At 60.8% G+C, this 12,983-nt stretch carries 13 protein-coding genes; 10 read left to right on the plus strand and 3 right to left on the minus strand.

The window, feature by feature from the left end; translation table 11 throughout:
- Positions 1-4: 4 nt before the first annotated feature.
- The gene (locus tag AMM33_RS09955; RefSeq protein WP_228768061.1) at positions 5-562 is read right to left on the minus strand and encodes a glutathione peroxidase; all 558 of its coding nucleotides are present in this window, start codon (positions 560-562) and stop codon (positions 5-7) included.
- A gap of 428 nt (positions 563-990) precedes the next feature.
- Here AMM33_RS09955 and AMM33_RS09960 point away from each other — a divergent pair, with 428 nt between their 5' ends.
- The 9 genes from AMM33_RS09960 to AMM33_RS10000 all read left to right on the plus strand — a co-directional run bounded on the left by AMM33_RS09960 (position 991) and on the right by AMM33_RS10000 (position 10,301).
- A complete protein-coding gene (locus AMM33_RS09960) occupies positions 991-1,224 on the plus strand; it encodes a hypothetical protein (protein WP_090140884.1) in 234 nt (77 codons plus the stop codon).
- A gap of 128 nt (positions 1,225-1,352) precedes the next feature.
- Complete coding sequence (locus AMM33_RS09965) at positions 1,353-2,741, plus strand: aminopeptidase P N-terminal domain-containing protein (RefSeq protein WP_090140888.1); 1,389 nt, start codon at positions 1,353-1,355, stop codon at positions 2,739-2,741.
- 7 nt (positions 2,742-2,748) lie between these two features.
- Positions 2,749-3,354, plus strand: coding sequence for an MOSC domain-containing protein (locus AMM33_RS09970; protein WP_090140889.1), 606 nt, complete (start codon positions 2,749-2,751; stop codon positions 3,352-3,354).
- A gap of 207 nt (positions 3,355-3,561) precedes the next feature.
- Positions 3,562-5,865, plus strand: coding sequence for an NADP-dependent malic enzyme (locus AMM33_RS09975; RefSeq protein ID WP_090140891.1), 2,304 nt, complete (start codon positions 3,562-3,564; stop codon positions 5,863-5,865).
- A 152-nt stretch (positions 5,866-6,017) separates the two neighbouring features.
- Positions 6,018-6,431, plus strand: coding sequence for a guanyl-specific ribonuclease (locus tag AMM33_RS09980; RefSeq protein WP_090140893.1), 414 nt, complete (start codon positions 6,018-6,020; stop codon positions 6,429-6,431).
- Positions 6,432-6,460: 29 nt separating this feature from the next.
- Entirely contained in the window at positions 6,461-6,886 is a 426-nt protein-coding gene (locus AMM33_RS09985; RefSeq protein ID WP_053173472.1) for a barstar family protein, read from the plus strand.
- Between the two features lie 423 nt (positions 6,887-7,309).
- A complete protein-coding gene (locus AMM33_RS09990) occupies positions 7,310-8,455 on the plus strand; it encodes a homoserine O-succinyltransferase MetX (protein ID WP_090140894.1) in 1,146 nt (381 codons plus the stop codon).
- On the plus strand, positions 8,452-9,036 hold the full coding sequence (metW, locus tag AMM33_RS09995) for a methionine biosynthesis protein MetW (RefSeq protein ID WP_090140896.1): 585 nt from the start codon (positions 8,452-8,454) through the stop codon (positions 9,034-9,036). The genes AMM33_RS09990 and metW overlap by 4 nt, the downstream gene beginning before the upstream one ends.
- 53 nt (positions 9,037-9,089) lie before the next feature.
- Positions 9,090-10,301: a Bcr/CflA family efflux MFS transporter gene (locus tag AMM33_RS10000; RefSeq protein WP_090140898.1), complete on the plus strand. Its 1,212-nt coding sequence runs from the start codon at positions 9,090-9,092 to the stop codon at positions 10,299-10,301.
- Positions 10,302-10,430: 129 nt separating this feature from the next.
- On the opposite strand, the gene AMM33_RS10005 is transcribed toward AMM33_RS10000, so the two are convergent.
- Together AMM33_RS10005 and AMM33_RS10010 are read right to left on the minus strand one after the other, a co-directional pair.
- A complete protein-coding gene (locus AMM33_RS10005; protein WP_090140930.1) occupies positions 10,431-10,673 on the minus strand; it encodes a DUF2783 domain-containing protein in 243 nt (80 codons plus the stop codon).
- Positions 10,674-10,691: 18 nt separating this feature from the next.
- The gene (locus tag AMM33_RS10010; RefSeq protein ID WP_090140900.1) at positions 10,692-12,359 is read right to left on the minus strand and encodes an FAD-dependent oxidoreductase; all 1,668 of its coding nucleotides are present in this window, start codon (positions 12,357-12,359) and stop codon (positions 10,692-10,694) included.
- A 477-nt stretch (positions 12,360-12,836) separates the two neighbouring features.
- On the opposite strand from AMM33_RS10010, the gene AMM33_RS10015 reads away from it, so the two are divergent.
- Positions 12,837-12,983 (plus strand): GntR family transcriptional regulator (locus AMM33_RS10015; protein WP_194945365.1); only part of this gene is annotated, 147 nt, incomplete at its 3' end.

Genomic DNA, 12,983 nt, shown 5'->3' on the forward strand with positions numbered 1-12,983 from the left:
GCGCTCATGGTGCAGTTTTTTGGAGTGATTTTTCGATGGCCGCGATCAAGCTTTTGCTGTCTGGCCCGGTCATGCTGCTGTAGCTGTCGACCACTTTGCCGTCACGCCCAATCAGGTATTTGTAGAAGTTCCAGCGCGGTTTTTGACCCGATTCGGCCAACAGTTGTTTGTAAAAAGGCGAGGCGCCGGCCCCTGAAACCACCGTCTTGGTGAACATCGGGAACTTCACCCCGAAAGTGTTGTTGCAAAACTCGGCAATTTGTTGGTTGCTGCCTGTTTCTTGAGAAAAATCGTTGGAAGGAAAACCCAACACCACCAGGCCCTTGCTCTGGTATTGGCTGTGCAACGCTTCCAGCCCTTTGTACTGCGAGGTGAATCCACAAAAACTGGCCGTGTTCACGACCAGCAAGACCTTGCCGCTGTATTGGCACAAAGACTGTGGCTTTTCGTCTTGCAAGCGTTCCACCGTGTGGTTGAGCAAGGCAGGGCAGGAAGGTGTAGCGGCGTGTGCGTCCACCGTGGCCAAGACGAAAAACAGGTAAAGCAAGGATCTGTGGAGCATGGCGGGATTGATTTTTACTTTTAAATCCATTTTGTGACTGCTCAGTTTAAACGCATTCATGGCACTTGTCACAATCCCTTGTGGAACGACTGTGCAAATGCCAAAAAAGCTCTTGCGCCGACCCGCTCTGTCCTTCTTTATGGATCCGGCACGCTGAAGTTTGAAATGTGTGAGATGTGCCATCTCGCAGGTCGGCACTCGCAGAGTCCGACGTAATGAGTTTGGGCACATGCCCCTTTTCGGGGTCTTTGACCGCCGACCTACAACATCTTGGCGCATGGAAAACTTTGGCTCCGCTTCCTACGTGTCCCACGAAAATACGCCGACCTTGACTGCTCTCAGCTGGACATGGACATGGCGAACGCTCGTGCAGAGTTGCAAAAGCTCTCATCCATGCAAGACACCAAAGCCAATATTGACGCGCCACTGTGTTTTTTGCTCTGGTGCCAGCCAGCAAACTCGCAGGCGACCCTGCGGGCGATGTGGCCAAGTGGAAGGGTGAAGTGGAGGCTGTGGACACCGCCCCCGCCACCGCCACCGCCACCGCCACCGCCACCGCCACCGCCACCGCCACCGCCACCGTCAAGGCTGGCTGGCTGGCTGGCTGGCTGGCTGCAACATATAAAGTCTCACCGAAACCCTCCGCTCAAAAACCGGGGTGAATGGCAGCCCAGCGCGCGCAGGTCGTACCCATTTCATGGTGGCGCAAAGGCCCGCCTCTGTGCGTGCATTTAACAGGCAAATGGCTGGCTTATCACTGGCGTTTTGACGGCTCTCCTACAATGGCCCGATGACTTCCAACGCCCTCTACGCCCAACGCCGTGCCCGCCTCGCTGCCCAACTGGGCGCAGGCGGGATCGCCATCATCCCCACCGCGCCCGAGCGCCAGCGCAACCGCGACAGCGATTACCTGTACCGGCACGACAGTTACTTTTATTACCTGACCGGGTTCACCGAGCCCCACGCCAGTCTGGTGATCACGGCCGAGGGTGAGTGCACGCTGTTTTGTCAGCCCAAAGACCTGGAGCGCGAAATCTGGGACGGCATCCGTTTGGGGCCAGACGCGGCACCCGCTGCTTTGGGCGTGAGCCGTGCCTTGCCCATTGGCGAGATGGCCGCGCACATGCCCAAACTGCTGGAAAACCGCAGCACCGTGTGGTACCCCTTTGCCATCCATACCGGGCTGGAAAGCCTGGTGAACGGCTGGTTGCAGTCGGTGCGTGCGCGGGTGCGTTACGGCGCTTTGTGCCCCGAGCAGCAGCGCGATTTGTGCAGCTTGCTCGACGAGATGCGCCTGGTGAAAGACGCGCACGAGCAGGGCATCATGCGCCGCGCCAGCGCCATCAGCGCCCGCGCCCACATCCGCGCCATGCAGCGCAGCGCGGCCATGCTGCGAGCGGGGCAAGAAGTGCGCGAATACCACCTGGACGCCGAGTTGCTGCACGAGTTCCGCCAAAGCGGTTCGCAGTACCCGGCTTACGGCTCGATCGTGGCGGGTGGTGCCAATGCCTGCGTGTTGCATTACCGCGCCGACACCGCCTTGATCCAAAACGGCGACTTGGTGCTGATCGATGCCGGTTGCGAGCTGGACGGTTACGCCAGCGACATCACCCGCACCTTCCCGGCCAACGGCACATTCACTGGGCCACAACGCGCTTTGTACGACTTGGTGCTGGCCTCGCAAGACGCTGCCGTGGCCGCCACCAAAGCGGGTGCCCGTTTTGTCGATCCGCACGAGGCCACCGTGGCTGTGCTGGCGCAGGGCCTGCTCGATGTCGGCCTGCTCGACAAGGACAAGGTGGGCAACGCGCAAGACGTGATCGCCAACCGCAGCTATTTCCAGTTTTACATGCACCGCACCGGCCACTGGCTGGGCATGGACGTGCACGACTGCGGCAGCTATGTCGAGCCCTCGCAGGTGGGCCAGATCAACGAACGCAAAGACCCGCTGAGCGGCGAGATCATCAAGGACCGCCCCAGCCGCATCCTGCAGCCCGGCATGGTCCTGACCATCGAGCCGGGCTTGTATGTGCGCCCGGCACCCGGCGTGCCCAAAAAGTTCCACAACATCGGCATCCGCATCGAAGACGACGCCATCGTGACCGCCACGGGTTGCGAGTTGATCACGCGCGGTGTGCCGGTCAAGGCCGACGAGATCGAAGCCTTGATGCGCGGCTGAAAGGCCCATGCAATCCACTTTGCAGTCCGGTTTGTCGGGCACGCTGCTGGCCATCCAAATCGGCCAGGTTCGCCCCCTCATGGTGGGCGGGCGCAAACTGGTGTCGGCCATTGGCAAAACCGCTGTTTCTGGCCCCATCGAGGTCGCCGTTTTGGGTCTGGCCGGTGACGAACAGGCCGACTTGTCGGTGCATGGGGGCCTGAGCAAAGCGGTGTACGCCTTGCCATCAGAGCACCTGGTCTGGTGGCAGGCCCAGCGGCAGGCCCAGGGCGCGACGATGTTTGAAGAAGCTTTGGCACCGGGCTATTTGGGTGAGAACCTGAGCCTGCAAGGCGTGCGCGAACAAGACCTTTTCGTGGGCGACCGCCTGGACTTTGGCGACGTGGTCCTGCGCGTGACCCAGCCGCGCGAGCCCTGCGGCAAGTTCAACGCCGTCATGGGTTACGCCCAGGCCGCCAAGGACATGGTGCAAAGCGGGCGCTGTGGCTTTTATTTGGCGGTGGACCAAACGGGCCGTTTGCAAGCCGGCGCGTCTTTTCAGATCATTCCAGGGCAACGTTCGGTCAGCGTGGCGCAGGCTTTGCAGCACAAAGCCTGGAAGCATTTACGCTGAACAGCCGCCATGCCGACCCTCATTTGTGCCAAAAAGTCAAAAGCCAACTCACTTGCTACGCAGATTTACGCAGTGTTGATCCCCTAATCCGGGGCCTACAATGAAACGACCACCGATTCGACACGCCCACCCATGTGTTCGAACGGACACAAGAAGGCTGCTGAACCCCAGCAGCCCACTGGAAAAAACTTACAGCGGAGCACATCCATGACCAACAAGGTTCAAGCCGAAGAAAAACGCGCCCAATTGCGCAAAGCGGCGCTCGAGTACCATGAGTTTCCGACCCCCGGCAAAGTCGCCATCGCGGCCACCAAACAACTGGTCAACCAGCACGATCTGGCCCTGGCCTACTCCCCCGGCGTGGCCGCACCTTGCGAGGAAATCGTCAAAGACCCGGCCAATGCTTTCAAGTACACCAGCCGGGGCAACCTGGTGGGGGTGGTGACCAACGGCACGGCCGTGCTGGGCCTGGGTGACATCGGCCCGCTGGCCAGCAAGCCGGTCATGGAAGGCAAGGGCGTGTTGTTCAAAAAGTTCTCGGGCATCGACGTGTTCGACATCGAGATCAACGAGAAAGACCCGGACAAGTTGGTCGAGATCATCGCGTCGCTGGAGCCGACCTTTGGCGGCATCAACCTCGAAGACATCAAGGCACCGGATTGCTTCTACATCGAGCGCAAGCTGCGCGAGCGCATGAAGATCCCGGTCTTTCACGATGACCAGCACGGCACCGCCATCGTGGTGGGTGCGGCCATCCTGAACGGCCTCAAAGTCGTGGGCAAGGACCCCAAGCAGATCAAGCTGGTCACCTCGGGCGCGGGCGCTGCGGCCCTGGCTTGCCTGGGCCTGTTGGTCAAGCTGGGCATTCCACGCGAGAACATCTGGGTCACCGACCTGGCGGGCGTGGTCTATGAAGGCCGCACCGAGCTGATGGACGAAGACAAGATCCAGTTCGTGCAAAAAACCGAGCACCGCACCCTGCGCGAAGTGATTGCCGGTGCTGACGTGTTCCTGGGCCTGTCGGCAGGCGGTGTGCTCAAGCAAGACATGGTCCAGTCCATGGCCGCTAAGCCGCTGATTTTTGCGCTGGCCAACCCCAACCCCGAGATCAACCCCGAAGACGTCAAAGCCGTGCGCGACGACGCCATCATGGCCACGGGTCGCACCGATTACCCCAACCAGGTCAACAACGTCCTGTGCTTCCCCTACATCTTCCGGGGCGCACTCGACTGCGGAGCCACCACCATCACGCTGGAGATGGAAATCGCTGCCGTGTACGCCATTGCCGAATTGGCGCAGGCCGAGCAAAGCGAAGTCGTGGCCGCCGCTTATGTGGGCGAGCCTCTGGCTTTTGGCCCCGAGTACCTGATTCCAAAGCCCTTTGACCCACGTCTGATGATGAAGATCGCCCCGGCGGTGGCCCAAGCCGCATTCGAATCCGGCGTTGCCTCACGCCCCATCACCGACATGGACGCTTACCGCGAACGCCTGCAAGGCTTTGTGTACGCCTCGGGCACCATGATGAAGCCGATTTTCACGGCCGCCAAACGCGCCTTGAAAAAGCGCATCGCCTACAGCGAGGGCGAGGAAGAGCGCGTGCTGCGTGCCGCCCAGATCGTGGTGGACGAAGGCATTGCCCGCCCCACGCTGATCGGCCGCCCGGCCGTGATTGCCGAGCGCATCGAAAAATTCGGCCTGCGCCTGAAGGAAGAGCTGGACTACGACGTTGTCAACGTCGAAATGGACCACCGCTACCGCGATTTCTGGCAGACCTACCACCGCATGACCGAGCGCAAAGGCGTCACCCAGCAGATCGCCAAGATCGAAATGCGCCGCCGTTTGTCGCTCATTGGCGCCATGTTGCTGCACAAAGGCGATGTGGACGGCATGATCTGCGGCACCTGGGGCACCAACCCGATGCACCTGAACTACATCGACCAGGTGGTCGGCAAGCGCAAAGGGGTCAACACCTTCGCCTGCATGAACGGCTTGATGCTGCCGGGTCGCCAGGTCTTCATGGTGGACACCCATGTGAACTACGACCCCACGGCCGAGCAGTTGGCCGAATTCACCGTCATGGCCGCCGAAGAAATGCGCCGTTTCGGCATCCAGCCCAAGGCGGCTTTGCTTTCACATTCCAACTTCGGCTCGTCCAACCAGCCCAGCGCCGTCAAGATGCGGCAGGTGTTGGACTTGCTGCGTCAAAACGCGCCCTGGCTGGAAGTGGATGGCGAAATGCACGGCGACGTTGCACTGGACGCGGCTTCGCGCAAAGCCATCATGCCCAACAGCACCTTGATGGGCGACGCCAATTTGCTGGTTTTGCCAAATATTGACGCCGCCAATATTGCCTACAACCTGCTCAAGACCGCAGCCGGTGGCAACATCGCGGTGGGGCCTGTATTGCTGGGTGCGGCCAAGCCGGTCCATATCCTCACGCCCAGCACCACGGTGCGCCGAATTGTGAACATGACGGCGCTGACAGTGGCCGACGCCAACGCTGCGCGCTGAGCACATCTGTCCTGATCCCGTCCTGATGTCGGGTCCATAACCCTCAAGTGCTTACCTGTTCAACAGACAAGCACTTGCATTTTTATGACAATTGCATCACACTAGCGCCTTCGAGTTTTCGGGTTAACCCGGAGCTCCTGAAAGGTGTTTTCATGAGGGTCGCGCAAAAAACCGGGTTTTTTCAACACTGCGCAGCAGTGTTGCTTGGCTTGGCAATGATGGCTTGCACTGTTTCGGTGCATTCCAGATCCACCCCAGAAACGCAAACTTTATCGACTCTGTCGGTGCAAGATTTGCCCCGCGAAGGTCAGGAAACCTACCAACTCATCCTCAAGGGTGGTCCTTTTCGCTATGAAAAGGATGGTACGGTTTTTGGCAATCGCGAGCGCCTCCTGCCCCGCGAGGCGCGAGGGTTTTACCGCGAATACACCGTCAGGACACCCGGCTCACGAGACCGAGGAGCTCGCCGCATCGTCTGCGGCGGACCCGTCCCGCAAGAACCCAAAGCCTGTTACTACACCTCAGACCATTACGCGAGTTTTCGCATGATTGTCGACAAGAACTGATTTTTTAGCTTTAAAGAAAGACCACGGAGATGGACACGCCGATTCGTCATGACCAAGAGGCGCCCCTGAAGGGCGTGCGGTCCAACATCGTGCAGTCGATCCGCGCTTACCGCGTGAGCGACTTGCAAGATGCTGCCCAAGGCCTGGGCCACCACTTTTTGTACGCCAACCTGGCTGAAGCCCAGAGCAAACAAGACGTGCTGGACCTCATTGGTGCGCAGTTCACATTGCCCTCGCACTTTGGCAAAAACTTTGATGCCTTGTACGACTGCATGACCGATCCTTTGCACAAGTCTGGCCCACAGCCTGGCTTCATCGTGGTACTGGAGCAAATTCCCGCACACGCCAAGTTCGACAAGGAAGCCCGCGAGCAATTGCTGGACATTTTCCGCGACACAGCCGATTACTGGGGAGACCGGAAAATACCCTTCCGATGCTTCTATTCTTTTCTGTAGCCCGTTCTGCGCAAAACAGCCAAGCAGGACGGGCGAATGAGGCACAAACCGAAGTCGCCGTGATGGCCGATTCGGTTGAAGAGGGTGAAAAAATGCCCACCGACAAACTGGTGGATGTCTCGCCCCTGGCGCTGCGCATGAGCAGCCCATTCAACGCAGGTTACTGGCTCGCAGCCGCCTGAAACACCATCGGGGGCTTGACAGGCCCCCTGATGACCATGAGCCCGCCCTTGTGGTGGGCTTTTTTGTGGGCGGACACTTGGATTTATACTGCTCCACTGCGCCGATTTGAACCCGATTGCGGGCGCCGGGATCTCCGAGTCCCGAAATTCAGCTAAATGGCGTGTGTTTCATCCCCCTTTGAAGCCCGGCCCAGCTGACTGCGAAGCCGGGTTTTGTTTTTTGTACACCTGAACACATTCGATGCTGATTGCCGAATCCCAAAGCATGCTGTTTGAGGCCCCTTTGCCTTTGCAAAGTGGCGCGTCCATCCGTGGTTATTCGCTGAGCTACGAAACCTACGGCACGCTCAACGCCGACAAATCCAACGCGGTGCTGATCTGCCACGCGCTCAACGCTTCGCACCATGTGGCGGGGGTCTATGCCGACCAACCCAAAAACCTGGGCTGGTGGGACAACATGATTGGCCCAGGCAAGTCGCTCGACACCGACCGCTTTTTTGTCATCGGCGTGAACAACCTGGGTTCGTGCTTTGGTTCGACCGGCCCCATGCACATCAACCCCGACACCGGCCGCGTCTATGGCGCGGACTTCCCGGTGGTCACGGTAGAAGACTGGGTCAACGCACAAGCCCGCTTGCTCGACGCGTTGGGCATTGAACAACTGGCCGCCGTGATGGGCGGGAGTCTGGGCGGCATGCAGGCCCTGAGCTGGACACTGCAATACCCCGAGCGCGTGAAGCACGCGGTGGTGGTGGCCAGCGCGCCCAACCTGAACGCCGAAAACATCGCCTTCAACGAAGTGGCCCGCCGCGCCATCGTGACCGACCCGGACTTCCACGACGGCCACTTTTACGCGCAAGGCGTGGTGCCCAAGCGTGGCCTGCGCATCGCCCGCATGATTGGTCACATCACGTATTTGAGCGACGATGTGATGAACGAAAAGTTCGGGCGCGAATTGCGCAATGCCGTCAACAGCGCGACTGGCTACAAATACTCCACGCAAGAAGTGGAATTCCAGATCGAAAGTTACTTGCGCTACCAAGGCGACAAGTTCAGCGAGTACTTTGACGCCAACACCTATTTGTTGATCACCCGGGCTCTGGACTACTTCGACCCCGCCCGCGCCTTTGGCGGTGATTTGTCGCAAGCGCTGGAGCGTGCCATCTGCAAGTTTTTGCTGGTGAGCTTCACCACCGACTGGCGCTTTTCGCCGGCACGCAGCCGCGAAATCGTCAAAGGCCTGATCGACAACCGCCGTGACGTGAGCTATGCCGAGATCGACGCCCCGCACGGCCACGACGCCTTTTTGCTCGACGACGAGCGCTACATGAACGTGGTGCGGGCCTACTTCGGCCAGATCGCCAACAGCCTGGGAGGTGCCGCATGAGCGACCCTTTGATCATGCAAGCCATTGCCCGCCTGGTGCCGCAAGGCGCACGCGTGCTCGACCTGGGCTGTGGCGACGGTGCTTTGCTCGCCTATTTGCAAAAGCACAACGGCTGCACCGGCTACGGCGTCGAACTCGACGACGCCAATGTGCTGGCCTGCGCCCAGCGTGGCGTGAACGTGTTGCAGCTCAACCTTGACCAGGGCCTGAAAGTTTTTGCCGACCAATCGTTTGATGTGGTACTGCAGATCGACACGCTGCAACACCTGCGCAACGCCGAAACCATGCTGCGCGAGACCGCTCGCGTGGGCAAGATCGGCATCGTCGCCTTTCCCAACTTTGCACACTGGTTCAACCGCCTGAGCGTGCTGCGTGGCCGCATGCCGGTGACCAAGCGCCTACCCTACCAGTGGTACGACACGCCCAACATCCGCGTGGGCACCTATGCCGACTTTGCCGACCTGGCCGGCAAGAACGATTTGCGCATCCTCGATGCGTTTGGCCTGCAACACGGCCACGAAGTGCGGTTTTTGCCCAACCTCATGGCCGGCACAGCAGTGTTCAAGTTGCAGCGTCCTTGAGCCCTTGCCTGGGCTGATCCTGTGGGTCATGCGCCCTCCCTCTTTGGCCTTTCATGACCCCATCTGCTTCGCACACCGATCACCCCGCCCATGCCCGCAGCCACTCCCCCTGGCTGATCGCCAACTTGCTGGCCCAAATCGCATTTGGGCTGCTGGCCATGACCTTGTGCCTGCCGTCCATGCAGGAATGGGGCGCCATCTTCGCCACCGACCAGGCCCATGTGCAGCTGACCTTCAGCGGCTACGTGGTGGCCTATGGCGGCCTGCAACTGGTCTATGGCCCCCTGTCCGACCTGCATGGCCGCAAGCCGCTCTTGCTCGTGGGGCTCTTGATTGCGGGCGTGGCCTCGGCGCTGGCCGTGTTCGCGACCGACATCCGCTGGCTCACGGCCGCGCGCATTTTGCAAGGTGCGGGCAGCGCCGCCAGCATGGTGGTCGGTCGCTCGTTGGTGCAAGACCTGTTTCAAGGACACCAGCGCACCCGGGTCATGGCCTATGTGGGCATGTCACTGGGTCTGATTCCGCCTCTGGCCACCTTGCTCGGCGGGCAAATCCATGTGCGTTGGGGCTGGCAAGCCAATTTTGGGGTGCTGGCCCTGTTGGCCCCGGCACTGGCGATCGCCGCCTGGCGGGGCCTGCCCAGCAGCCAGCCGCCCGTCACCAGCGACAGCCACTGGCTGCGCGCCATGTTCAGCGCTTACCGGCGCCTCATGCGTGAGCCGCGTTTCCTGCTCTATGTGGTCATCCTCGCCGCCACCACGGCCACCTTTTACGTGTTCCTGGGCGGTGCGCCCATCGTGCTCAAGGGCTATGGCATCGGCCCTGACGGCATCGGTTGGTTCATCATGGCCGTGCCCATCTCCTACATCGTGGGCAACTTCATGACCTCGCGCCTGATTCAAGGCATGGGCGAGCGCCGCATGATGGCCGCAGGCCAGGTGTTCACCCTCACGGGTCTGGTGATCATGCTGGCCCTGGGCCTGGCGGGTCTGAAAAATCCGCTGGCCGTGGCCCTGCCCTTGCTGCTTTTGGGCTTCGGTCATGGCCTGCTCAACCCGCCTGCGCTGGCAGGCACCGTGGGCGTGGTGCCTGCGCTGGCCGGATCAGCCGCCGCAGTGGCGGGCCTCATGCAGCAACTGACCGGCGCCACAGGGGCGTATCTGGTCGGGCTGGTCAGCCACGAAGGCGCCGTCAACCTGGGCTGGATGATGCTCGCCTTCAGCCTGCTGGCCGCCTTTGCCCAGTGGGTCTTGCACCGGCGTTGAAGGCTGCACGGCATCGCCACGGACGCTCTGTGGTAGGAGCCAGCCCTGCTGGCGATTGCGCGCTTGTGTGGTTTGCAGGCTTTTCGCTTGCGGGGCAAGCTCCTACAAAAACCCTTCAACTGCTTACGCTCAAGCCCCTGCCCGCGCGGCTTTCAGCGCCTCGCGCAGCACTTTCAAATCGCCGATGTGGTTGGCCAGCAGCAAGATCAGACGGGCGTTGAGCGCCTCGCTTTGTTCGTCGCTCAGGCCGTTGTGCGCGTCGATGAGGTGTTCATAAAACTCGTCGCCGGGTGAGAAGTCACGGAAGAAGCGGCGTCCAGCTTCATGAAAATTCGGCGCGGTGTTCAGTGCTGTGGGGGTGTCTGTGGGCATGTCTGTTCTCTCTTCCATTCAGGCCTGTTCGCCCACTTGCCCCAAGGCACGGGCCATGGCCGTTTGCAGCCGGGCGCTGTCCAGGCTGCGCCAGCGGGCCAGCACATGCTGGTCGGGGCGCAGCAAATAGGTGGTGCCGGGCTGGGCGCCGTAGCGCTTGGTCATCCAGCCTTGCGCGTCCACCAAGACTCGGAAGCCGGGCACCTGCAGGGCCTGGCGCGACACGATCAGGCTGTCCACCGGCACCGCGTTTTGTTTCAGCGCTTGCAGCGTGGCCAGCGTCTGGGCATCGGGCGCAGCATCCACAAAGTGCAAAACCGCAAAGCCGCGCCCCACCTGGTCCAGCAGCCAGGCGTCTTGGCCGTCCAATTGCACGGGGGCGTCGTCCATCGGTGCGCCGGGCACCATCTGGCCTTCAAACGCGTCTGCGTCGGGTGTGTTGAGGACCGATTGCGTCAAAAACGACGGCACCGACAGGCGGCCGGAGTTGACCAGCTTGCGCGCAAACGGGTGGTGCTTGGCCAGCGCCAGCACCTGGTTGCGGAATGTTTTGCTGGTGCGGCTCTTGGGCGTGATGAAGTCGGTCGAGCGCGTCGAGTTCATGATGTTCTCGTCGGCCGCAAACTGACGGTCCATCGCGTAAGTGTCGAGCAACTTCTCGCTGGCTTGGCCCTTGATGACCAGGCCCAGTTTCCACATCAAATCGTCCGCGTCCTGAAAGCCCGAGTTGGCCCCGCGTGCACCGAAGGGCGAGACCTGGTGCGCCGCGTCGCCCGCAAACAGCACACGACCATGGCGAAAGTCGGTCATGCGGCGGCACTGGAAGGTGTAGATGCTGACCCACTCCAGCTCAAACGGGCGCTCGTCGCCCAGCATCGCCTTCAGGCGCGGGATGACTTTTTCGGGCTTCTTTTCTTCTTCGGGGTCGGCGTCCCAGCCGAGCTGAAAGTCAATGCGCCAGACGTTGTTGCTTTGCTTGTGCAGCAACACGCTTTGGTTGGGGTGAAACGGTGGGTCGAACCAGAACCAGCGCTCAGCGGGGTAGTCGGCTTTCATGATCACGTCGGCAATCAAGAATCGGTCCTGGAACACGCGGCCTTCGATGTCCAGCCCCAGGTGGCGGCGAATGGGGCTGCGTGCGCCATCGGCCACCACCAGCCATTCGGCCTCGATGTCAAAGTTGCCTTCGGGCGTTTCCACCGTCAGCGTGGCGTGTGTGTCGTGACGCGTGACGGCCGTGACCTTGTGCTGCCAGCGGATGTCGGCCCCCAATTCGAGGGCGCGGGCGATCAGCATCTCCTCGACGTGGTACTGCTGCAAATTGATCATGCCGGGGCGCTTGTGACCCGCATCGGGCACCAGGTTGAACTGGTAGACCTCGTCTTCTTCAAGGAAGGTGCGGCCGATGTTCCAGCTCACGCCCAGCTGGCAGGCCTCGTTGGCAATGCCCAGGCGGTCCAGGATTTCGAGCGAACGCTTGGCGTAACACACCGCCCGCGAGCCGACCGAGACGGTTTTGTCGTCGTCCAGCACCAGCACATCGAGGCCCTGCAAGCGGGCATCGATGGCGGCGGCCAAGCCCACCGGCCCTGCGCCAATCACGATCAAAGGTTTGCGCAACGGCGGCGTGGCCATCAGGTCGGCGGGCGACTTGTAGGGATAAATCGGGTTGATGTAGGCACCCATGAACGGTCTCCGATCTCTTCAAAAGCACCCTCTGGTGCAACAACCGATAATTTACTATAGATAAATAGATTTACCTATTCGTAATTTTAAACAAAGTTGTAAACCGACGACTTCGCCCCGACAAGTGCCTGCGCCAAACCACCAACGTCGGAGCTGAAGCTGCCGACCTACACGCACACCGCATCCCCGTAGGTCGGCGGCTTCAGCCCCGACAAGTGCCTGCGCCAAACCACCAACGTCAGAGCTGAAGCTGTCGACCTACACACATACCGCATCCCCGTAGGTCGGCGGCTTCAGCCCCGACAAGTGCCTGCGCCAAACCACCAACGTCGGAGCTGAAGCTGTCGACCTACACATACCAACTCACCGCAGGTCCGTGGACTGCAGACCGCCACCCACAGCACAAGTTCAGCGCGCCACACACGCAGCCGTTGCGTTGCGGCTATGCTTGGCAACTTGTCTTTTGTATGACAAGTCATGAGCCACCACTTCACCCCCGTCACCAGCGGCGCCCGATTGTCTGACCAAGTGGGCGAACAACTCGCCGCCGAAATTCGCCAAGGACGCCTTTTGCCCGGCGACAAACTGCCCACCGAGGCGCGCCTGGTCGAGCAGTTTGCCGTC

Origin of the sequence: Limnohabitans sp. DM1 (genome assembly GCF_001269385.1) — a bacterium.
Classification (GTDB): domain Bacteria; phylum Pseudomonadota; class Gammaproteobacteria; order Burkholderiales; family Burkholderiaceae_C; genus Limnohabitans_A.

Excerpts from the sequence above, each read along its gene's own strand:
- AMM33_RS09955 (WP_228768061.1), bottom strand. The coding sequence starts at position 562 with ATGCTCCACAGATCCTTGCTTTACCTGTTTTTCGTCTTGGCCACGGTG.
- metW (WP_090140896.1), top strand. The coding sequence starts at position 8,452 with ATGAGCGACCCTTTGATCATGCAAGCCATTGCCCGCCTGGTGCCGCAA.
- AMM33_RS09970 (WP_090140889.1), top strand. The coding sequence starts at position 2,749 with ATGCAATCCACTTTGCAGTCCGGTTTGTCGGGCACGCTGCTGGCCATC.
- AMM33_RS09980 (WP_090140893.1), top strand. The coding sequence starts at position 6,018 with ATGAGGGTCGCGCAAAAAACCGGGTTTTTTCAACACTGCGCAGCAGTG.
- AMM33_RS09990 (WP_090140894.1), top strand. The coding sequence starts at position 7,310 with ATGCTGATTGCCGAATCCCAAAGCATGCTGTTTGAGGCCCCTTTGCCT.
- AMM33_RS09985 (WP_053173472.1), top strand. The coding sequence starts at position 6,461 with ATGGACACGCCGATTCGTCATGACCAAGAGGCGCCCCTGAAGGGCGTG.
- AMM33_RS09975 (WP_090140891.1), top strand. The coding sequence starts at position 3,562 with ATGACCAACAAGGTTCAAGCCGAAGAAAAACGCGCCCAATTGCGCAAA.
- AMM33_RS10010 (WP_090140900.1), bottom strand. The coding sequence starts at position 12,359 with ATGGGTGCCTACATCAACCCGATTTATCCCTACAAGTCGCCCGCCGAC.
- AMM33_RS10005 (WP_090140930.1), bottom strand. The coding sequence starts at position 10,673 with ATGCCCACAGACACCCCCACAGCACTGAACACCGCGCCGAATTTTCAT.
- AMM33_RS10000 (WP_090140898.1), top strand. The coding sequence starts at position 9,090 with ATGACCCCATCTGCTTCGCACACCGATCACCCCGCCCATGCCCGCAGC.
- AMM33_RS09965 (WP_090140888.1), top strand. The coding sequence starts at position 1,353 with ATGACTTCCAACGCCCTCTACGCCCAACGCCGTGCCCGCCTCGCTGCC.